Source organism: Aminobacter sp. P4_D5, from assembly GCF_056401815.1.
In genome coordinates this window covers 1-21,203 of the sequence record NZ_JBFUIP010000043.1, presented here as the reverse complement: position 1 = coordinate 21,203, position 21,203 = coordinate 1, and the positions used below count along the sequence as shown (strand labels likewise).

Below are 21,203 nucleotides of genomic sequence, written 5' to 3'. Positions count from 1 at the left end.
GCGAACGACAGAACTGGAGAACACCGATGAGCAAGGCGCAGTCCAAGCCCGAGGTCGAAAAGCCCGAAGTCGAAGTCGAAGTCGAGGACGACCAGCTCAACCGCGCCATCGAAGAACTGCGTGGCGTTCTGAGCGAAGAAGAAAAGCGTCCCGGTATTGCCCGCACCTCCAGCGTTGGCAACAACAGCGTCATCTTCGACATTCCAGTCGAGGTGCAGATCGTGCTCGGCAGCACCGAAATGCCGGTGGCTGACCTGATGACGCTGCAGAAGGGTTCGACCATCGCACTCGACCGTCGCATCGGCGAGCCGGTCGACGTGGTGGTCAATGGCCGCCGGATCGCGCGCGGCGAAATCACCGTGCTCGAAAGCGATCCGTCGCGCTTTGGTATCCGCCTGACCGAGATCGTTGCCGCGACCAAGACCGCTTGAGGACCTTGAACGTGCTTTCCCTTGCTTTTCGAAAGGCTTCCGCATGACGACGCTGGCGACGCTGACGCGGCCGCAAAAGGCGGCGGCCATACTGGTGGCGATGGGCAAGCCGTCGGCGAGCCGGCTGCTCAAGTTCTTCAAGCAAGATGAACTCAAGGCGCTGATCGAAGGCGCGCGGCTGCTGCAGACCATTCCGCAGGCCGACCTTGAACGGATCGTCGCCGAATTCGAGGCCGAGTTCACCGAAGGCGCGGGCCTGCTCGATTCCGCAGACAAGATGGACACGATCCTCAACGAGTCCTTGTCGCCCGAAGAGATGAAGGCGCTGATGGGCAAGGACGAGCCCATGGCCAAGAAGGACACAACGGTGCCGGTGTGGCCGCAGCTCGAAAAGCTCGAAGCCGCCCAGATCGGCGCTTTCCTTGCCAATGAGCATCCGCAGACGTCGGCGATGATCCTGTCCAACCTCGCGCCGAACTATGCCGCAAGCGTGGTGCTGACGATGGAAAAGCCGGCGCGCAGCGAAATCATCAAGCGGATGATGGAACTGACGAACGTATCTGAAGCTGCGACCAGGCTGGTCGAAAACCAGATCCGCACCCGCGTTCTGACCGAAAGCGCCCAGAAGGATACCTCGGCCGGGCAGACCCGCGTCGCCAGCGTGCTCAACGAACTCGACAAGTCGCAGCTCGAAGAAGTGATGAGCGACCTGCGCGAGGTCGGCATGGCCGATCTCGATGCCATCCGCGCCCGGCTGTTTTCTTTCGACGATGTTCCCACGATGTCGCAGAAAGCGCGCGTGGCGCTGTTCGACGGGTTGTCGAGCGAGCTTATCACGCTTGCCTTGCGTGGCACGGCCCTGCCGCTTGCCGAGGCTGTGCTGTCGTCGATCGGCGCGCGCTCGCGCCGCATGATCGAATCCGAACTCAGCCAGGGATCGGAAGGCATCCAGCCTGCCGACATCCTGCGTGCCCGCAAGACCATTGCCTCCACGGCTTTGCGCATGGCAAACGAGGGTCTCCTCGAACTGCCAACGACGCAAGAAGCCGCCTGATCCCGTCCGCGCGGGACTGCTGAGCGATGTCGGACGAAGACAAAGACTCCAAAACAGAAGAGCCGACTGAGAAGAAGATCCGCGACACGATGGAGAAAGGCAAATTGCCTGTCTCCAAGGAAGTCGCGATCTTCACCTCGTTTCTGGCGATCATGGTCTATACCGTGTTCTTTGCCAGCAGCTCGGTGGCCGAACTCGGCGTTTTTTTGTCGAATTTCCTCGAACAGCCGGAAGCCTGGCCGCTTGGTACCGAGCGCGACGTGATCGAGCTCTACCAGGCTGTCGTTGTCGAGGTCGGGCGGGCAGTCGCAAGCCTGTTTTTGTTGCTCGTGGTCGCCGGTCTCGGCGCATCGCTGGTCCAGAACATTCCGCAGTTCGTTGGCGAACGCATCCGCCCGCAAGCTTCGAGGATCTCGCTGACCAAGGGCTGGTCGCGCATGTTTGGCGCGCAGGGCTTCGCCGAATTCCTGAAGTCGCTGGCCAAGCTCTGCTTCGTCATGATCGTGCTGTACTTCGTCCTCTCGGACGATCATCGGCGACTGCTCGCCGGCATGATCACCAATCCTGTGGCCTTCGGAAGTGTCATCCGCGATATCGCCGTCGATATCCTGGTGGCGATCGTTTTCGTCATGGGGGTGATCGGCGTCGCCGACATCGTGTGGTCGCGCTTCCACTGGTTCCAGGAACAGCGCATGACCAAACAAGAGGTCAAGGACGAGATGAAGCAGTCGGAAGGCGATCCGATCGTCAAGTCGCGCCTGCGCTCCATCGCGCGCGACCGGGCCCGCCAGCGCATGATGACAGCGGTGCCGAAAGCAACGTTGGTGATCGCCAATCCGACCCATTTCGCCATCGCGCTGCGCTATGTGCGCAACGAGGATGCGGCGCCCGTCGTGCTCGCCAAGGGGCAAGATCTGGTGGCGCTGAAGATCCGCGAGATCGCCGAACAGAACGGCATTCCGGTCTTCGAGGACGTGGCTCTAGCCCGCTCCATGTACAAGCAAGTTTCGGTGGATAATATCATTCCATCGCAGTTCTATCAGGCCGTCGCCGAACTGGTGCGGATCGTTTACGGAAACAGGGCTCAGCGCAATCAGTCATGAAACATCAGCAGCATGCTTCGTCCCGTGAAGTCCTTGTCGCAACGGCCATCCAGCCGGTAGTGCGCGAATTGCGCCTCGTCGACCTGGCCGATTACATCGCCTTCATCCGGATGGAGCATTTCGCCAACGTGGCGGATCTCGTCGATTCAGCCGCTGAACTCTATTTCATGCCAGGCGCGCTGCGCCTTGGGCTGGGCGGCGAGGCGCATGTCAGCTGGACGTGTACTCCGCGCATCGTGCTCGACCTCGAGCTCAGGCCCGAAGGTGCAGTGATCTATTTCCAGCTGTCGATGACCGCCAACAATGCCTCGGTCGAAGTGCACTACGTCTCCTTCGAAAAGCCCGATGCCGAGCCCGAGAAGAACACCGAATATCTCGCAGCCGCGATCCAGCATGCGATGCTCCGGCGGCCGGAGACGCCACGCGCAGAGGCGGCCTAAGGATTACTAATCAATCAGGCCCAGACGCAGCGCCTTGGCGACCGCATGCATGCGGTTGACGGCGTTGAGCTTCTGCGTCGTCTGGGTGAGGTATTGATTGGCGGTGTGGACCGAAAGCTTGAGCAGCTTGGCGATCTCTTCGCTGGTGTAGCCGCGCGAAGTCAGCTTCAGGCATTCGATCTCGCGACGCGACATCGAAGGCATTTCGCGAGACTGGGTGGCGTTGATACGAGCCACCGCATCAAACAGCTGAAAGCAGCGGCCATGCAGGTCATGTAGCGATTGCGGGTTGGGTGAAAGCTCAGGACCGGCGAAGATGAAAAGGCCGACCTGGCCGCGGTCGGTGTAGACTGGGAAGGCGATACCGCGGCCGCTCTGTGCAAGCGGCTCGATGCGGCTCGTCCAGGGAAGTTCAGAGAAAGCGTGTGCTGCGTCGGCGTTGTCTGCCCACCAGCATGGCGCGGTCGACTGGCGCGCATGACGCATCAGATGTTCGCCGATGCCACCACCAAGAAGGCGGGCAGCGGACATGGTGCTGGGATAGTCGGAATCAAAGCACGGCGTGAGCCGGCTGCTGTCGGCGGACGAACCGGCGAGGCAAAGCGCGAAATCGCGCGCGCCGAGATCGACGGCAATCCAGCGGCAGCGCTTGGCAGCGTCGGCAAGGGTTACGGCGGGCATGCCGATTGTGGCGGCGTGGCTGGCGGACGAAACGTCCTGCTGGCAGTCCGACGCGCGGCCTAGCTGCTTTGCCTGGGCGTAGCTCAAATGATGCCGCTCCTGATCGCGGTCGCAATCGCCATGGCGCGATTGGAGGCCGACAGTTTCTGGATCGCGTGGGTGATGTAGGAATTGACGGTGTTGGACGACACACCAAGGATCAGCGCGACCTCGTCGGTGGTCTTGCCCTCGGACACCCAAAACAGGCATTCTCGCTCGCGGTCGGAGAGCGGGTCCTGCATGGTCGCAGCTGCCAGGATGCTGGGTGCCTGCGACAGCGCATAGCAGCATTCGAGCTGAGTGCGCGGCATGACGGCCGGGTCAATGCGGCCAGCTTCGTCTGCGGAAAACAGCACGAACAGGCGCTGGCGGCCGACATGCAGGCGTAGAGCAAAAATTTCGGCATGGCCGAGTATGTCGAGCAGGCGGGCTTCTTCGCCGCCAAGGATTCCTGGTGCCTGCGAGGCGATGAGGCTCTGCGGGCGGCCGCCGGGCGCGCTGGCGAACGGGCCTTGGGCGAGACCGGCGATAAGCGCATGGCCGGCAAGCTGGATGGCGTCATAGATCCAGTTCGAGGCGATGATCTGGAGATTGTCGCGCTCCTGGTCCTGGGCGATGGCGACGAGCATATAGCCGTCGGCACCGATCTCGTCGGTCAGGTTCATGAAGAAAGCGGTGAGATCGCTGCGTGATGCGAGCCTTGCTGCGACGGTCGTATGTTCGTGGCGGGCTGCGAGGGCGGTCATCTCAAAACTTCTGCCGGAATCCATTTGGGAACCGGAGTTGGGCGGCGGCCCGATCCGGTCGAAATATCCATAACTTTGACGTAAAAACACGACGCGGACGCCTGGGGCATCCATCGGCCGAATCCGTACTGGTCGCGCGAAACCTGACGCGCTCTCCACCGGGAAAATTCCCGGCATTTCAGAGAGTTGGTGGTTCGCCGCGCCCCCCGAGGACCGGCTGATTCGTGGTTAATCTAACCGCTCGCGAATCGCTCTGCAAACATAATTGACAAAAAGTTAATTCAGAGTCCTTCGACAGACTCAAGGCGGGTTGAAAGCTCGCGGAAACCTTGGGGAAAGCTTCGCGACAATCGCCATTGATCGGCTGACACAATCGGCATAACGCTGCGTCCACTGCGGGCAGGGGAATGCAATGAGCGAGCAAATTCGTGAAGTGACCAGCGTATCATGGTTCGGGCGGATCAAGCGTGCGGTCGGCGGGGTGCTGGTCGGCCTGATCCTTGTCGCTGCCATGGTGGCGGTGCTGTTCTGGAACGAGGGCAGGGCGGTGACCACGGCGCGCTCTTTGGCCGAAGGCGCGGGTGCCGTGGTGTCGGTGCCGTCCGATGCGATCAACGGCGCCAATGAGGGCAAGCTCATCCATACCAGCGGAGCCATGAGCACATCGGAAGGGCTCAGCGACCCGGACTTTGCAATATCGGCCGAAGGCGTGCGCCTGGTGCGCAACGTCGAGATGTACCAGTGGGTGGAGAATTCCAAATCGGAGACGACCACCAAGCTGGGCGGCGGCGAGGAGACGGTCACTACCTACAGCTATGCCAAGCAATGGCAGGACCGGCCGATCTCGTCATCCGAGTTCAAGCAACCGTCCAACCACCAGAACCCGTCAATGGAGATCGCGACGCGATCGTTCCAGATCCCCGAGGGCAGGCTTGGCGCATTCATACTGGACGAACCGGTGCTCGACCGCATCGGAGATGCCCAGCCGCTGACCATATCGCCGACCCAGCTCTCGGATATCCAGGACGCCCATTCCGGCGCCGAGCGCATCAGCGTCGTCGATGGCCGGATATTCCTTGGCGTCAACCCGACATCGCCGGCGATTGGCGACTATCGCATTGGCTATAGGCTGGTGCCGCTCGGCGACATCAGCGTCATCGGCCAGCAGAGCGGCCACAGGTTTTCGCCCTACCAGACGGTCGCGGGCGATGAACTGCTGCTCGTCGATGCCGGCAAGGTGCCGGCCGAAAAGATGTTTGCAAATGCCGTGAGCGCCAACACCATCATCACCTGGCTGGTGCGCGCCGGCTGCCTGCTTTTGCTGGCCATCGGTTTCGGATTGCTACTGGCCCCGCTCGGCGTGTTGGCCGATGTGATCCCCTTCGTCGGCAGCATCGTGCGCATGGGCGCCGGGCTTGTCGCCTTCGTGCTGGCGCTGCTGGTGGGGTCGGCGACGATCGCCGTGGCGTGGTTCTGGTACCGACCGCTCCTGGCAGTCGGCATCGCGGTCGGAGGGCTTGCCTTGGCCTACGTGTTGACGAGGTTCGGCAAGCGCAAGGCGGCAGCCGCCGCGCCGCGAGGGGGCGCGACGGCGTAGATGGCAATTACCGCCCCTCAAAGCCGGTGAGCACGCCGACGGCGTTGATGCCGATCTCGTCGACGGCGTAGCCGCCTTCCATGACAAACAGTGTAGGCAGGCCAAGCTTGGCGATGCGCGCGCCAATCTTGGGATAGTCGGCGCTGGTCAGCTTGAACTGGCTGATCGGATCCCTTTCGAAGGTGTCTACGCCGAGCGAGACGACAACGACGTCCGGCGCATAGGCGGCAAGCTTCTGGCAGGCATCCTCAAGGGCTTCGCCCCACTTCTCCCACGAGCTGCCGAAGGGCATCGGGTAGTTGAGGTTGAAGCCTTCGCCTGCGCCTGAACCGCGCTCGTCTGCATGGCCGAGGAAGAACGGATATTCGGTCATCGGGTCGCCATGCAGGTTGATGACCTGGATGTCGGGGCGATCGTAGAAGATTTCCTGGGTGCCGTTGCCGTGGTGGTAGTCGACGTCGAGAACGGCGACGCGCTTGGCGCCCTGATCGCGGAACCACTGGGCGGCGACGGCGGCGTTGTTGATGAAGCAATAGCCGCCCATGAAGGCGGCACCGGCATGGTGGCCAGGCGGACGGCAGAGCGCGAATGCGCTGCGTTCGCCAGCCTTGACCAGATGGGCCGCGGTCAGTGCCACGTCATAAGACGACTTGATGGCATCCCATGTGCCCTTCACGAAGCTCGCGCCGCCGTCGAAGGAATAGAAACCGAGCAAGGCCTCGATGTTGCGCGGGCGCACATCGCCGCGCAGGCCGCGCGTCGGCCAGGCGAAGGGGATTGCCGAGCCCGACTTGCCGGCGGCTTCCCACTGCGGCCAGACGGTCGGCAGGAAGTCGATGTAGTCGGCGGTATGCACACGCTTGGCAGCCGTGAGGTCATGCACCTCGGGCGCAAGGATGTCCCCCAGCTTTTGATTTTCGATCCGCGCCTTGATGATCTCGGCGCGCGAGGGTTTTTCGAAGCCGGGTACGATGGCACCCGCAACAAGCTCCATCTGGCCGCTGTGGCCGGCGTGAAGCGGCGAAAAGACTGTCTTCATGAAAATCCTTCCTGGTTCTGGTTGAAGTCGAGATAGGGGTCGACGAGGGCAAGCCACATGATCTTGACGTCGTCCTGGATGAGATCGAAGGCCTTGCGGTCGCGCTTGAGCCCGACGAGACGGCAGACGTGGCCGACTTCCATCATCACCACGCCGAGCCGGCTGGCGACCTGATCCTGAAGTGCGGGATTCATATGCTGAAGCCAGGCGGCGTAGAGGGCGATGATCTGTTCGTCGTATTCGTTCTGGATGGGCCTGAGATCGGGATTGCCGGTGATGGCCTCGATGACTGGCATCAGATTGGCGTTGTCGAGATAGAGCCTGGAGGTGTCGACGAAGAGCTTGTCCACCTCCTGCTGAAATTCGTCGCGATTGGCGGGGCGCGGAGCGTCGATACGCTTGGCGATCACTTCGGGGAAGGCGCCGAGCCAGCGCCGGGCGAGGTCGAGAAGGATAGCTTCCTTGTTGGGGAAGTACTGATAGACCGATCCGACGGACAAGCCGGCAAGTTTGAACGGTCTCAGTCAGTCAAGAGCGCGGAGTCGCGATGTCTGTCCAAACGGTTCGCAATGCCGATCTGATCGTCATCAACGGCCGCGTGTTGACCATGGACCCGACCCGGCCCGCGGCGGAAGCGGTGGCCATCGCAGACGGCTTGATCACCGCTGTCGGCGACAAGCAAACGGTGGAAGCTTGGCGCGGACCTCAGACCAAGGTCATCGATGCCCGTGGCGGATCGGTGGTGCCGGGCTTCATCGAAGCGCACATGCATCTCTTTTCGGGTGCGGCCGAACTCGCCCATCTCCAGCTCGCCGGCGTCCACGGCTTCGAGGCCTTGCGCGATGCGGTGCAGGCCTACGCCAGGTCGCGGCCCGATGCGCGCATGCTGGTGGGGCAAGGCGCGGACTACACGATCGTCGGCGCCGAGCGCGTCACCCGGCATCATCTTGACGCGATCCTGCCCGACCGGCCGTTCCTGATGGCGGCACCCGACCACCACACTTACTGGGCGAACACCCGGGCGCTCGAGATGGCCGACGTGCTACATGGGCGCGAGCTGACGCCCGGCAACGAGATCGTCATGGGCACCGATGGCCTGGCCGAGGGCGAGCTGCGCGAAAACGAGGCGTTCAACCCGGTACTCAAGCTTGCCGGCGAAGGCCGCGTGCGGCTCGGGCTGTCGACCGGCGGCGAACCCGACCCGATGCCGAGTGCCGAGGAACGTGCCGGCGACCGCGCCATCATGCGGCGCGGGCTCGACTGGTGCGCGCGCCACGGCATAACCTCTGTCCAGAACATGGACGGTAACTACTACCAGCTCGAGCTCCTGTCGGAGGTCGAGGCCGAGGGCGACCTGATCTGCCGGGTAAAGATCCCGTTCCACTACAAGAACTTCATGACCCTCGACATGCTTGACAAGGCATCAGACATGGCCGAGCGCTACAGCAGCGAGTGGCTGTCATCGGGCATGGTGAAGCTGTTTTACGACGGCGTGCTCGACTCGTGGACGGCTGTCATGATCGAGCCTTATGCCGACCGCCCTGACTGGGTTGGGGAGCCGCTGTTTTCGTCGGGGGAATTTTCGCGCATTGCTGTCGAGATCGACAGGCGTGGCCTGCAGATCGCCGTGCATTCGATCGGCGACGGTGCCGTACGCGCCGTGCTCGACGGCTACGAGGCAGCCCAAAAGGCCAACGGCAAGCGCGACAGCCGTCACCGCGTCGAGCATATCGAGCTGACCACCGCGACCGATATTCCGCGCTTTGTCGATCTTGGCGTCATCGCCTCGATGCAGCCGCCCCATCCGCCAGGAGGCATGAGCTTCCCGCTCGAGCCGACTGTGTCGCGTATCGGCCGGGAGCGCTGGCCTTATGCCTATCCGACCCGCACGCTGATCGATGCCGGCGCCCATGTGGTGTTTGCATCGGACTGGCCGGTAGCGCCCATAGACCCGATTCTGGGCATGCAGGCGGCCATGCTGCGCAAGCCTTGGGCGGACGACATGCCCGACCAGCGCGTTTCGCTGCATCAGGCGCTGGCCGGCTACACGGTTGAGGGTGCTTATGCCGAATTCATGGAAGACAAAAAGGGCCAGCTGAAACCCGGCTTCTTCGGTGATCTGGTCGTGCTGTCGGCCGATCTCGAAGCAATAGCGCCTGAAGGTCTGCACGAGGTGCGGCCGGTGACGACGATCTGCGGCGGCAAGGTGACCTACCAGGCCTGATGGTGGCACGGCGATTGCTCGACCAGTGAGATGACAGCTGTTGTTGCCAAGCCTTGAGGCATGTGGTGACAATCGAAACGGGAACAAGTTCGCCAGCAAGGTGGACGAAACAATGGGGCGTTATGCGTGCCGGACACACCGGGTAGGAATGCGATTGAAGTTCGCGGCGTTCGTAAAGTCTTTGGAACGGGTGAGGCACAGGTAGCGGCGCTCGATACCGTTTCGGTGTCGATCAGGGAAAACGAGTTCTTCACGCTGCTCGGACCATCGGGTTGCGGCAAGACCACGCTTTTGCGGCTGATCGCCGGCTTCGACTTTCCTTCCGAAGGTGAGATCCTGCTTTATGGCAGCGATATCGCGCCGCTGCCGCCGTTCAAGCGGCCGGTCAACACGGTGTTCCAGTCCTATGCGCTGTTTCCGCATATGACCGTGGAGCAGAACATCGGCTTCGGTCTCGAAATGCTGGGCAAGTCGCGCGCCGTGATCGATGCGCGGGTGGCCGAGATGCTGAAGCTGGTGCGCATGGAAAAGCTCGCCAAGCGCCGCACCAGCCAGATTTCAGGTGGCCAGCAGCAGCGCGTCGCCCTTGCGCGTGCGCTCGCGCCGCAGCCCAAGGTGCTGTTGCTCGACGAGCCGTTGTCGGCGCTCGACTACAAGCTGCGCAAGGAAATGCAGATCGAGCTCAAGCGGCTGCAGCACGAGACAGGCATCACCTTCATCTTCGTCACCCACGACCAGGAAGAGGCGCTGACGATGTCGGACCGCATCGCTGTGATGTCGTCGGGCAAGATCCTGCAGGTGGGCAGTCCGCGCGATATCTACGACCGCCCGGCCGAGCGCTTCGTCGCCGATTTCATCGGCGAGACCAATTTCCTCGACGCCAAGATCGACAGCTTCGACGGCGGCAAGGCCAAGGTGACGCTGAAGTCCGGCGCCTCCATCTCCGCGACCGTTGCCGAGGGCTTTAAGCCCGATGGCGACGCAACTGTCGTGATCCGTCCAGAGCACGCCAAGGCCGTCAAAGGGCAGGGCGACATTTCGGGCATTGTCGAAAACGTCGTTTATTTCGGCACCGATACGCATGTACACATCAAGCTGGACGATGGCGAGACGTTTACCGTTCGCCAGCAGAATGCGCGCGGGGCGGATGCCACCTTCGAGCGCGGCGAGCGCGTCGGCGTCGTCATCGGTGACGACGCGGCCCAGATCCTGAAGGACTGAGCCATGGCCACTGCTGCGGAAGTCGAAAAGCTCAATGAAAGCCGCGATTTGCGCAAGCGCTGGCTGTTGTCGGCGCCGGCGCTGATCATCATCTTCCTGGCGGCCTCCGGTCCGCTGTTGATCGTGCTGATCTATTCGTTCCTGACACCGGGACCGTATGGCGACGTGGTGTGGAAATTCTCCACCGACGGCTGGGTGTCGGTCCTGCTTGAGCGCGACATTTTCGACGACACGCTGGCCTTTGCCAGCGCGCATCTGACCATCTTCTGGCGCTCGCTGAAGCTTGCCCTCATGGCGACAGTGGCGACGCTGATCTTCGGATTCCCGACAGCCTATTTCATCGCGACGCGTTCGGAGCGGACGCGTGACATCTGGCTGTTCTTGATCACCATCCCGTTTTGGACCAACCTTCTCATCCGCACCTTCGCCGTGCTGCAGGTGATCCGCAACGAAGGCATCATCAACACCGGCCTGATCAAGCTCGGCATCATCGACCAGCCGATCCAGATGCTGTTCACCGACTTCGCCATCATGGTCGGCATGGTCTATGTCTACCTGCCGCTGATGGTGCTGCCGCTTTATGCCAGCATGGAAAAGCTCGACTTCCGTCTCGTCGAGGCGGGCTACGATCTCTACGCCACGCGTTGGCAGGTGCTGCGCCGGATCATCTTTCCGATGGTCAAGCCGGGCGTCATCGCCGGTTCGATCCTGGTCTTCATCCCGGCCATCGGCGCATATGTGACGCCGAGCGTGCTCGGCGGCGGCAAGAACATGATGTTCGCGAACCTGATCGAATTGCAGTTCGGGCAGGGGCGCAACTGGCCGCTGGGGGCCGCCTTGTCGATCACTGTCATGGCGATCGTGATGGTGGCGCTGCTGGTCTATGTCCGCAACACGTCCGGATCGGATGCGCGTCATGGCTAAGCGGTTTTCGATACGACACCAGACCGGCTTCACCGCGATCGCTGCGACCTGCTTCGTGCTGCTCTATCTGCCGATCGTGGTGCTGGTCGCCTATGCCTTCAACGAGTCGACCTCGGTTTCGGAGTGGGGTGGCTTTTCGCTGCGCTGGTTCGTCTCCGCCTGGAACAACGTGCAGGTGATCGACGCCTCCTGGCGTTCGCTGAAGATCGCTTCGGCGGCGGCGATCATGGCGACGATTGCCGCAACCATGGCGGCACTGGCAACGACACGGACGCAACCCTATCGCGGGCTGACGTTCAAATACGCCTTTATCAACCAGCCGCTGATGGTGCCTGAGATCGTCACCGGCGTGGCGCTGCTGATCTTCTTTGCCCAGGTCAAGATTGCGACCGGCTATTCGGGGCTTGGCTATCTGATCGCCGCGCACACCGCGTTCTGCATCCCATTCGCCTACCTGCCGATCCGGGCGCGGCTCGAGAACATGGACCTGACGCTCGAACGCGCCGCAGCCGATCTCTATGCCACGCCATGGAAGGCGTTCCGCAGGGTCACTCTGCCATTGCTTTGGCCCGGCATCATCGCCGGGTTGATGCTCGCCTTCGTCATTTCGCTCGATGACGTGGTCATCACCGAGTTCGTCAAGTCGGGCGGCCAGGACACCTTGCCAACCTACATGCTGGGGCAAATCCGCCGCGGCATCACGCCGGAGGTCAATGCGATCTCGACCGTCTTCCTGCTCTTGTCGGTCGTCATCGTCACACTGTTCTTCTTCATGAGCAGAAAACGGGATTAGTTCAACGGGAGTGGAATGATGAACCTGAAATCCATGTCGATGGCCGTTGGCCTGGCGCTGCTGGCCTCGACCAGCCTCGCCTCCGCCGAAGGCGAGCTGAACATTTACAACTGGGGCAATTACATCAGCCCCGAGATGATCAAGAAGTTCGAGGTGAAGTACAGCGTCAAGGTCACCGTCACCGACTACGACTCCAACGACACAGCACTCGCCAAGGTGCGCCAGGGCGGCACCGGCTTCGATATCGCGATTCCGTCTCAGACCTTCATTCCGATCTGGATCAAGGAAGGCCTCATCCAGGAGACCGATCCGGGCAAGATGGAAAACGCCAAGAACATTGCGCCGGAATGGGCCAATCCCGACTTCGATCCCGGCCGCAAATACTCGGTGCCATGGGCCTGGGGCACGATCGGCGTCGTCGTCAACACCGACACATACAAGGGACCGGCCGACAGCTGGGGCATCATCTTCGACACGCCTGAGGAGCTGAAGGGCAAGGTCAACGTCGTTCCGGAAATGAACGACGTGATGTTTGCGGCGATCAAGTATGTCGGCGGCGAACAGTGCACCGACGACAAGACGGTTCTGAAGAAGGTGCGCGACATGCTGGTCGCAGCCAAGCCGAACTGGATCGCCATGGAGTACAACACCATCGAGAAGATGGGGGCCGGCGACTTCAAGGCGACCAGCGACTGGAACGGCTCGGCATTGCGCCAGCGCCTGGCCAATCCGGCGATCCACTTCAACTATCCCAAGGAAGGTTATGGGCTTTGGAGCGATAACGTCGTTGTGCTGAAGGAAGCCAAGAACGTTGAAAATGCCAAGCTGTTCCAGAACTTCATGATGGATCCGGAAAACGCGGCATTGAACTCTGCCTTCCATCGTTATGCGAACGGCATCGCCGGTTCCGACAAGTTCATGCCGGCCGACATGAAGGACGCGCCGGAAGTGATCATTCCAGAGGCTGAAAAATCGCGCGGCGAACTGCAGCGCCTGTGCTCGCCGGAGATTCAGGCGCTGTACACCAAGATCTGGACCGAACTGCAGAAGTAAGCCTACGYGCAGGGCGTCCAGCCTGAAACAACGCAGCCGGGATCGATGAAGATCGATCCCGGCTGTCACAAGCGTTTTTTCTGCACATGGCAGAAGACGTCACAGGTAACAGAAGGAGTATTGCCGTGAAATCGAGATTGTCCGCCGCCACAGCGGCCCTGGCACTGCTGGCCACAACGGGCCTCGCCCACGCCGAAGGTGCGCTCAACATCTACAATTGGGGCAATTACACCAACCCGGACGTCATCAAAAAGTTCGAGGAGAAGTACAAGGTCAAGGTGACGGTCACCGACTACGACTCCAATGACACCGCACTTGCCAAGGTGCGCCAGGGCGGCAGCGGCTTCGACATCGCCGTTCCCTCGCAGACGCATCTGCCTATCTGGATCAAGGAAGGCCTTTTGCTCGAGACCAATCCCGGCGGCATGGAGAACGCCAAGAACATCGCGCCGGAATGGGCCAATCCCGAATTCGACCCCAACCGCAAATATTCCGTGCCGTGGGCATGGGGTACTGTTGGCACCGTCGTCAACACCAACACCTACAAGGGCGATATCAACACCTGGGGGATCATCTTCGATACGCCGGATGAGCTGAAGGGCAAGGTCAACGTCGTTCCTGAAATGAAGGACGTCATGACGGCTGCTGTCCACTATGTCGGCGGCGAGCAGTGCACGGCCGACAAGGAAGTGCTGAAGAAGGTGCGCGACCTGTTGGTTGCGGCCAAGCCGAACTGGATCGCCATGGAATATGGCGCCATTGACAAGATGAAGGCCGGCGATTTCCAGGCGTCCACTACTTGGAACGGGGCCGGACTGCGCATCCGGCTGGCGCGTCCCGAAGTTCACTTCGGCTATCCGAAGGAAGGTTTCACCTACTGGAGCGACAATGTCGTCGTGCTGAAGGATGCCAAGAACGTCGAGAATGCCAAGCTGTTCCAGAATTTCATCATGGACCCCGAGATCGCGGCCGGGCTTTCCGCCTTCCACCGCTATGCAAACGGCATCGCCCAGTCCGAGAAGTTCATGCCCGCAGACATGAAGGACGCACCCGAGATCGTCATTCCGGAAGCCAGCAAGCCGCATGGCACGATGGCCATGATGTGCGCGCCGGAAACTGATGCGATCTACACCAGGATCTGGACCGAGCTTCAGAAGTAAGGGCTGTCCCTTCTCCCCATTTACGGGGAGAAGGTGCCCCGAAGGGGCGGATGAGGGGCTGCACCAAGCCTTGAAGAGTTCGCGCCGTCCCTCATCTGCCTGCCGGCATCTTCTCCCCGTAAACGGGGAGAAGAGATAAGGTTGAGAGACATGAGTTCCTACCGCAACAGCGATGTGCCGCCGCCGATCATGCAAGGCTCGCCGCCGGCCATGGCGCCGTCCCGGCTGGACTGGGACACCCCGCCCTGGAACCGCTGGTCGTTCCAGCATATTCGCGAAATACTGCCCACCGCCGAGGTGTGGCGCGGTGCGGGACCGGTTCGCGCCCTGCCGCGCGCCGAGGTCGATCTCGACCAGTTGCCGGTCACAAACAGCGAAGGCAAGTCGACGACGCTGGCCGGCCTGCTCGACGAAACCTATACGGACGGCATTCTGGTGCTCAAGGACGGCAAGATCGCCTATGAGCGCTACTACAACGGCATGACCGAGCGCACCCCGCATCTGTCGCAATCGGTGGCGAAGTCGGTGACGGGAACCGTGTTCGGCATCCTGGCTGGACGAGGGGTCGTCGATCCGAAGAAACTTGTAACCGATTATCTACCCGAACTGGGCGTGACCGGCTGGCGCGGCGCAAGTGTTCAGCATGTGCTCGACATGACCACGGGCACGCGTTTCAGCGAGGCCTATACCGATCCTTATTCCGACATCGGCCAGGTCGATGTCGCCTCGGGCTGGAAGGCGGTTCCTCCAGGCACCGACCCGGCGTTCCACTGGCCGGAACATGTCTTCGACCTGATCCTGCGGCTGACCGAGACGACACGCCCGCATGGGGCGCAATTCGAATACCGCTCGATCGAAACCGACGTGCTGGCCTTCATCATGGAGCGCGCGACCGGCAAGCGCTTGCCACAGCTCGTTTCGGAAGAGCTGTGGCAGAAGATCGGAGCGGAGGAGAATGCCTTCTTCACCGTCGACAGTGCTGGCTACGCGCTGGCTGACGGCGGCTTCAACGCGACGCTGCGAGATTATGCCCGCTTCGGCCAGACGATCCTGGAAGATGGTGCTGGCATTGTGCCGGCCGCGTGGATCGCCGAGACCCGTCAGGGCGTGCACGGCCCCGATTACAGTGCTTCGATGCCAGAAGGCAGCTACCGCAACCAGTTCTGGATCGAGGATCCACGCTCGCGTGCACTGATGTGCCGGGGTGTATTCGGGCAGTTGATCCATATCGACAGGGACAGCAGGATGGTGACGGTGAAGTTGTCGACCTGGCCCGACTTCACCTCGGTGCCCTATTCGGTGGCGACCTTGAAGGCCGTGCACGCGATTTCGGCGGCATTGGCCTGAATATAGAAGGGAAAAGATCATGACGTCATCCACCTTGTTCGAGCGGACTTTCGGCTTTGGCCGCAGCGATGTGACGCTCGCCAACTGGCGCGAGGAGCCTTACAGCCGCTGGGCCTTCCAGAATGTCGGCGAGATGGTGCGCAGCGCACGGATTTCAGCCGATGAAGGCCATGTGAAAGAGACGCCGGTCGACCTCGGCGGGCTGCTTGCCGAAAACGTTGCGATCAATGGCCGGAACGAGACGGTAGCGGGCTTCCTTGAGCGCTCGTCGACGGACGCTCTGGTGGTGATGAAGAAGGGAGGCTTCGTCGGCGACTGGTTCGCACCAACAATGCGGCCGGATGCGCGACATATCATCTTTTCGATCTCGAAGTCGCTGACGGCAATCCTTGCGGGCGCGCTGGAGGCCGACGGCAAGCTCGACCCGAACGCGCCCGTCACCACCTATGTGCCCGAAGCCAAGGGCTCGGTATATGCCAATGCGACGGTGCGGCACGTGCTCGACATGACCGTCAGCCTCGATTTCGAGGAAGCCTATCTCGATCCCGAAAGTGCGTTTGCCCGCTATCGCCGTGCCACTATGTGGAACCCCGGCGGTGGGGCCGAAACGCTGCGCGAATTCCTGGTCACGCTGCAGCAGCTGGACGAGCCGCACGGAAAGACCTTCCGCTACCGTTCGCCCAATTCCGACCTGCTCGGCATCATCGTGGAGCGCGCTTCAGGTCAGCGCTATGCCGACCTGATGTCGGAGAAGCTGTGGCGGCCGCTTGGCGCAAAGCGCGACGGCTTCGTGACCGTCGATGGCGAGGGCTCGGCGCGCGCCGCCGGCGGTGTGTCGGTGGCGACGCGTGATCTTGCCCGCGTTGGTGAAATGATGCGGCAGGGCGGTATGGCTGCAGGTGGGCGGGTCGTGCCGCAAGCCTGGGTCGACGATACAATCCATGGCGGTCACGCTGAGGCCTGGCAGCGCGGCGATATGGTCAACCTGTTTGCCAATGGCCGCTATCGCAACAAGTGGTACCAGAGCGGCAACAACGCCAATGCCTATTGCGGCATCGGCATTCACGGCCAGTGGCTCTATGTCGACGAGAAGGCCGAAGTCGTCATCGCCAAGATGTCGTCGCAGGCGCTGCCGGTCGATGATCCGCTGGATCTCGACAATGTGGCGTTCTTCGAAGCGCTTTGCGAGAAGGTTTGAGGTCAGGCGATCTCCCGCAGGATATGATCGTACAGCAGCTGCGCTGTCGGTGACAATGTGCGGCCGCGCACCATGATCAGGCTATAGGGCTGGACGTTGATCTCGAAGGCGATCGGCAGGATTTCGATTGCCCCAGCCAACCCGCTCTCGCTGTTGACGAATTTGGCGACGTCGACGGCGATCGGGGCGATGGCGTCGGACTGAGACACCATCACCAGCGTCAGCAGCAGCGAACTGGTGTTGAGGATGCGGTCAGGCATGCGGACGTTGCGGCTCATGAAAATGCCCTGCACCGTCTGGCGCAGCAGCGATCCGCCGGGCTGGAACACCCAGTCGAATTCAGCGAGACGCTCCAACGGGACGGTGCCGGAACCAGCCAGCGGATGGCCGCGCCGGACGATCAGGCAAGCTTTTTCGATGCCGATAATGCGGCTTTCAAACAGGCGCGGGTCCAAGTCGTCGGGAATGCGGGCGATGATGAAGTCGTGGCGCGAGGCGAGCAGTTCGCGCGCCAGCACCGCACTCGTTTCGATCTGAACGGAAATCTCGATGCGCGGGTAGCGCTGGCGGATCTTTCGGATGGCGGGCACTGCGAGTTCAATCGCCGGTGCGGTCACGGCACCCATGACCACGGAACCGCCTTTGCCTGATTTGAGATCGGAAATTTCACGGTCGACCTGCTGCATTTCAAGCAGGATGGCGCGGCCGCGACGGGCAAGGGCTGCACCATAAGGCGTCAGCCTGATGCCACGCGGCAGCCGGTCGCAGATCTGTACCCCGAGGATGTCCTCGATCTCGGAGATCATGCGCGAGGCAGCCGGCTGGGACATGTTCATGACCTGGGCGGCGGCGCTGATCTGGCCGTGATCCTCAAGGGCGACGACCAAACGCATGTGCCTGAGCTTGAGGCCGCTGCGCAGCAGCGTCTCGCTTTCGCTGAGACGAACGCTCAGACCCTGCATCCGCACGTCGACCGGGATGTCGACCATGGGTTCAGCCCCTCCCAAGGCCGTTGCGCGGGCTTCGTGCCCTCGTCATCAAACATACCAGAAATGATATGAGAAACATCTAAGATTGCATTTGACTGTTATGTCGTACTCCATAATTCTGGTGGCCGTCGCGAGTTCGATACAATCCAGCCGGGCGCTGGAGCATCGAGCGGAGGAAACGCAGGGCTCGCGGCTCTTTGGGAGAATGTTGCACAAACTGGCTTTGCCGCGCCGTTCATGGCGGGGCCACGCGCGAGCGCTTGCGTCCGCGCGCCGGCACTTCACAAGGGAGAGAGAAGTGAAGATCATCAAGACGTTCGTGGCCGCGCTCGCGGTCAGTCTGGCTGCCATGTCCTACCAGGCGCACGCCCAGGACAAGGGCACCGTCGGCATTGCCATGCCGACCAAGTCTTCGCTGCGCTGGATCAGCGACGGCAACGAACTGGTCGCAGCACTCAAGGCAAAGGGCTACAACGCCGACCTGCAATATGCCGAAGACGATATCCCCAACCAGCTCGCCCAGATCGAGAACATGGTGACCAAGGACGTCAAGGCGCTGGTCGTCGCTTCGATCGACGGCACGACGCTGTCTGCCGTTCTCCAGCAGGCTGCCGACAAGGGCGTCAAGGTCATCGCTTATGACCGTCTGATCCGCGACAGCGGCAATGTCGACTTCTACACCACCTTCGACAATTTCAAGGTCGGCGTGCTGCAGGCGGAATCGCTGCTCCAGGGCCTCGGCTATCCTGGGAAGCCGGGTCCGTTCAACGTCGAGCTGTTCGGCGGTTCGCCCGACGACAACAACGCCTTCTTCTTCTATGACGGCGCCATGTCGGTGCTGCAGCCGCTGATCGACAAAGGCACGCTGGTGGTGAAGTCCGGCCAGACGGGCATGCAGAAGGTCGGCACGCTGCGCTGGGACGGTGCTGTCGCCCAGGCACGCATGGACAACATCCTGTCTGCCAACTACTCCGATGGCAGCCGCGTCGATGCGGTTCTGTCGCCATATGATGGCCTGTCGCGCGGCATTATTTCGTCGCTGCGCGGCGTCGGCTACGGCACTGCCGACCAGCCATGGCCGATCGTTTCCGGCCAGGATGCCGAAGTCCCTTCGGTCAAGGCGATCATCGCCGGCGAACAGTATTCGACCGTGTTCAAGGACACGCGCGAACTCGCCAAGGTGACAGCCAATCTGGTCGACGCCGTGCTTTCGGGCGGCAAGCCTGAAATCAACGACGAGAAGACCTACAACAATGGCGTGAAGGTGGTTCCGTCCTACCTGCTGACGCCGGTGGCCGTCGACAAGACCAACTACGAAAAGATCGTGGTCGGCTCGGGCTACATCAAGGCCGACGAGCTTAAGTAAGCGAAGGCGCCCTTTCGAACCCAACCCTTCTCCTGCATCTTGCGGGGGAAGGGCAGGCTCGGCGCATAGGCGTTTTCTTCTCTCCAGAAGTGCGGCAGACTGCGCGTGCGGTTGCCTTCTTCGTTGCTGGATCGAGAGTTCGGATGACGGACAGCACAATCCTTGAAATGCGCGACATCACCAAGACGTTTCCAGGCGTCAAGGCGCTGCAGAACGTCAATCTGGACGTCCGGGCTGGGGAGATCCTGGCCATCGTCGGCGAGAACGGCGCAGGCAAGTCGACGCTGATGAAGGTGCTGTCAGGCGTCTATCCCTTTGGCGAGTATTCGGGTGAAATCCGCTATTTGGGCCAGGAATGCCGTTTCGGCGGCATCCACGACAGCGAACGCGCGGGTATCGTCATCATTCACCAGGAGCTGGCGCTGGTGCCGCTCTTGTCGATCGCCGAAAACATCTTCCTCGGCAACGAGCAGTCGCGCTGCGGCATCATCGACTGGAACCTGGTCAGGCGGCGCGCGGCCGAACTGCTCAAGCGCGTCGGCCTGCGCGAGGACCCCGACACGCTGATTACCAATATCGGTGTTGGCAAGCAGCAACTGGTGGAGATCGCCAAGGCGCTGTCGAAGGAAGTGAAGCTGCTCATCCTCGACGAGCCGACGGCATCGTTGAGCGAAAAAGACAGCGACGCGCTGCTGCAGCTGCTCATAGAGTTCAAGGGCAAGGGCATTTCCTCGATCCTGATCTCGCATAAGCTCAACGAGGTGAGCAAGGTGGCCGACCGCATCACCATTTTGCGCGATGGCCAGACCATCGAGACGCTCGACCCGCACGAAATCACCGAGGACCGGATCATCACCTCGATGGTGGGGCGCACGCTGGAGGACCGCTTTCCAAGCCGCTCGCCCAACATCGGCGAGACGATCTTCGAGGTGAAGGACTGGGTGGTGCATCACCCCGTGCATCCCGACAGGCAGATCATCAAGGGTGTCAATATCAACCTCCGCAAGGGCGAGGTCGTGGGCATCGCCGGGCTGATGGGAGCCGGGCGCACCGAGTTCGCCATGAGCGTGTTCGGCAAGAGCTACGGCACCAGGATCAGCGGCGAGGTCTTCGTCCACGGCAAGAAGGTCGATGCGTCGACCGTCGGGCGCGCGGTGGCGCATGGGCTTGCCTACGCCACCGAGGACCGCAAGACCTACGGGCTCAACCTGATTGACCACATCAAGCACAATGTGACGGTCGCCAATCTCAAGGCGGTGTCACATGGCGGGGTTCTCGACGACATCGCCGAGCTGAATGCCGCCAACGACTATCGCAAGAAGACCAACATTCGCTCGTCGAGCGTCTACCAGAAGACCGGCAACCTTTCCGGCGGCAACCAGCAGAAGGTGGTGCTGTCGAAGTGGCTGTTTGCCAATCCCGACGTCTTGATCCTCGATGAGCCGACACGCGGCATCGACGTCGGTGCCAAATACGAAATCTACACGATCATCAACAGGCTGGCCGGCGAGGGCAAGGGCATATTGGTGATCTCATCGGAGATGCCGGAACTGCTCGGCATCTGCGACCGCATCTACGTGATGAACGAAGGCCGCATCGTCGGCGAAATGGCCGGCAACGAGGCGAGCCAGGAAAAGATCATGCGCGCCATCGTGCGCGGGGAGGCGAAAGCGTCATGAGCACAGAAACGGCAGCGCAGGCCAACCGGCCGGCCAATTCCGCGGCGCGCTCGGCCTGGCAAAGCAATTTGCGCGACTACGGCCTCGTGCTGGCGCTGATCGCCATCATGGTGTTCTTC

20 protein-coding genes are annotated in these 21,203 nt (G+C 61.6%); 15 read left to right on the top strand and 5 right to left on the bottom strand.

Annotated features, from left to right (window positions below; all coding sequences use genetic code 11):
• Positions 1 to 26 precede the first annotated feature (26 nt).
• From fliN to AC1DWF_RS11870, 4 genes are read left to right on the top strand one after another with little or no spacing between them, the layout of a single operon-like run.
• On the top strand, positions 27 to 431 hold the full coding sequence (gene fliN / locus AC1DWF_RS11885; protein WP_476782489.1) for a flagellar motor switch protein FliN: 405 nt from the start codon (positions 27 to 29) through the stop codon (positions 429 to 431).
• A 43-nt stretch (positions 432 to 474) separates the two neighbouring features.
• Positions 475 to 1,485 carry a flagellar motor switch protein FliG gene (locus tag AC1DWF_RS11880; protein WP_476782488.1) on the top strand — a complete coding sequence of 337 codons (1,011 nt, stop codon included), beginning with the start codon at positions 475 to 477 and terminating at the stop codon, positions 1,483 to 1,485.
• Positions 1,486 to 1,511: 26 nt separating this feature from the next.
• Entirely contained in the window at positions 1,512 to 2,588 is a 1,077-nt protein-coding gene (gene flhB / locus AC1DWF_RS11875) for a flagellar biosynthesis protein FlhB (RefSeq protein WP_476782487.1), read from the top strand.
• The gene (locus tag AC1DWF_RS11870) at positions 2,585 to 3,028 is read left to right on the top strand and encodes a hypothetical protein (protein WP_476782486.1); all 444 of its coding nucleotides are present in this window, start codon (positions 2,585 to 2,587) and stop codon (positions 3,026 to 3,028) included. The genes flhB and AC1DWF_RS11870 overlap by 4 nt, the downstream gene beginning before the upstream one ends.
• A 6-nt stretch (positions 3,029 to 3,034) precedes the next feature.
• On the opposite strand, the gene AC1DWF_RS11865 is transcribed toward AC1DWF_RS11870, so the two are convergent.
• Positions 3,035 to 3,796: a helix-turn-helix transcriptional regulator gene (locus tag AC1DWF_RS11865; protein ID WP_476782485.1), complete on the bottom strand. Its 762-nt coding sequence runs from the start codon at positions 3,794 to 3,796 to the stop codon at positions 3,035 to 3,037.
• Positions 3,793 to 4,494 carry a helix-turn-helix transcriptional regulator gene (locus tag AC1DWF_RS11860; protein WP_476782484.1) on the bottom strand — a complete coding sequence of 234 codons (702 nt, stop codon included), beginning with the start codon at positions 4,492 to 4,494 and terminating at the stop codon, positions 3,793 to 3,795. Before AC1DWF_RS11860 ends, AC1DWF_RS11865 begins: the two co-directional genes overlap by 4 nt.
• 412 nt (positions 4,495 to 4,906) lie before the next feature.
• Between AC1DWF_RS11860 and AC1DWF_RS11855 the strand changes: the two genes are divergently transcribed.
• Entirely contained in the window at positions 4,907 to 6,091 is a 1,185-nt protein-coding gene (locus AC1DWF_RS11855) for a TMEM43 family protein (RefSeq protein ID WP_476787898.1), read from the top strand.
• A gap of 7 nt (positions 6,092 to 6,098) precedes the next feature.
• Here the strand turns inward: AC1DWF_RS11855 and AC1DWF_RS11850 are convergent, their stop codons facing one another.
• Together AC1DWF_RS11850 and AC1DWF_RS11845 are read right to left on the bottom strand one after the other, a co-directional pair.
• Positions 6,099 to 7,130: a histone deacetylase family protein gene (locus tag AC1DWF_RS11850; protein WP_476782482.1), complete on the bottom strand. Its 1,032-nt coding sequence runs from the start codon at positions 7,128 to 7,130 to the stop codon at positions 6,099 to 6,101.
• A complete protein-coding gene (locus AC1DWF_RS11845; RefSeq protein ID WP_476841702.1) occupies positions 7,127 to 7,630 on the bottom strand; it encodes a TetR/AcrR family transcriptional regulator in 504 nt (167 codons plus the stop codon). The genes AC1DWF_RS11850 and AC1DWF_RS11845 overlap by 4 nt, the downstream gene beginning before the upstream one ends.
• A 47-nt stretch (positions 7,631 to 7,677) precedes the next feature.
• On the opposite strand from AC1DWF_RS11845, the gene AC1DWF_RS11840 reads away from it, so the two are divergent.
• From AC1DWF_RS11840 to AC1DWF_RS11805, 8 genes are all read left to right on the top strand, one after another.
• Positions 7,678 to 9,354 carry an amidohydrolase gene (locus AC1DWF_RS11840; protein WP_476782480.1) on the top strand — a complete coding sequence of 559 codons (1,677 nt, stop codon included), beginning with the start codon at positions 7,678 to 7,680 and terminating at the stop codon, positions 9,352 to 9,354.
• 126 nt (positions 9,355 to 9,480) lie between these two features.
• Positions 9,481 to 10,575 (top strand): ABC transporter ATP-binding protein, encoded by a 1,095-nt coding sequence (locus tag AC1DWF_RS11835; protein ID WP_476782479.1) that lies wholly within the window; start codon positions 9,481 to 9,483, stop codon positions 10,573 to 10,575.
• A 3-nt stretch (positions 10,576 to 10,578) separates the two neighbouring features.
• Positions 10,579 to 11,499, top strand: a complete 921-nt coding sequence (locus tag AC1DWF_RS11830) for an ABC transporter permease (protein WP_476787899.1) — start codon at positions 10,579 to 10,581, stop codon at positions 11,497 to 11,499.
• Positions 11,492 to 12,292, top strand: coding sequence for an ABC transporter permease (locus AC1DWF_RS11825; RefSeq protein ID WP_476782477.1), 801 nt, complete (start codon positions 11,492 to 11,494; stop codon positions 12,290 to 12,292). The genes AC1DWF_RS11830 and AC1DWF_RS11825 overlap by 8 nt, the downstream gene beginning before the upstream one ends.
• A gap of 18 nt (positions 12,293 to 12,310) precedes the next feature.
• Positions 12,311 to 13,345, top strand: coding sequence for an ABC transporter substrate-binding protein (locus AC1DWF_RS11820; RefSeq protein ID WP_476787900.1), 1,035 nt, complete (start codon positions 12,311 to 12,313; stop codon positions 13,343 to 13,345).
• Between the two features lie 125 nt (positions 13,346 to 13,470).
• Complete coding sequence (locus AC1DWF_RS11815) at positions 13,471 to 14,505, top strand: extracellular solute-binding protein (protein ID WP_476787901.1); 1,035 nt, start codon at positions 13,471 to 13,473, stop codon at positions 14,503 to 14,505.
• Positions 14,506 to 14,655: 150 nt separating this feature from the next.
• The gene (locus AC1DWF_RS11810; RefSeq protein ID WP_476787902.1) at positions 14,656 to 15,852 is read left to right on the top strand and encodes a serine hydrolase domain-containing protein; all 1,197 of its coding nucleotides are present in this window, start codon (positions 14,656 to 14,658) and stop codon (positions 15,850 to 15,852) included.
• 19 nt (positions 15,853 to 15,871) lie between these two features.
• Positions 15,872 to 17,050: a serine hydrolase domain-containing protein gene (locus tag AC1DWF_RS11805; protein WP_476786556.1), complete on the top strand. Its 1,179-nt coding sequence runs from the start codon at positions 15,872 to 15,874 to the stop codon at positions 17,048 to 17,050.
• 2 nt (positions 17,051 to 17,052) lie between these two features.
• On the opposite strand, the gene AC1DWF_RS11800 is transcribed toward AC1DWF_RS11805, so the two are convergent.
• Positions 17,053 to 18,039 (bottom strand): LysR family transcriptional regulator, encoded by a 987-nt coding sequence (locus AC1DWF_RS11800; RefSeq protein WP_476786557.1) that lies wholly within the window; start codon positions 18,037 to 18,039, stop codon positions 17,053 to 17,055.
• A gap of 298 nt (positions 18,040 to 18,337) precedes the next feature.
• On the opposite strand from AC1DWF_RS11800, the gene chvE reads away from it, so the two are divergent.
• A complete protein-coding gene (chvE, locus tag AC1DWF_RS11795; RefSeq protein WP_476787903.1) occupies positions 18,338 to 19,405 on the top strand; it encodes a multiple monosaccharide ABC transporter substrate-binding protein in 1,068 nt (355 codons plus the stop codon).
• A gap of 143 nt (positions 19,406 to 19,548) precedes the next feature.
• Entirely contained in the window at positions 19,549 to 21,084 is a 1,536-nt protein-coding gene (gene mmsA, locus AC1DWF_RS11790) for a multiple monosaccharide ABC transporter ATP-binding protein (RefSeq protein WP_476784818.1), read from the top strand.
• Positions 21,085 to 21,203 lie beyond the last annotated feature (119 nt).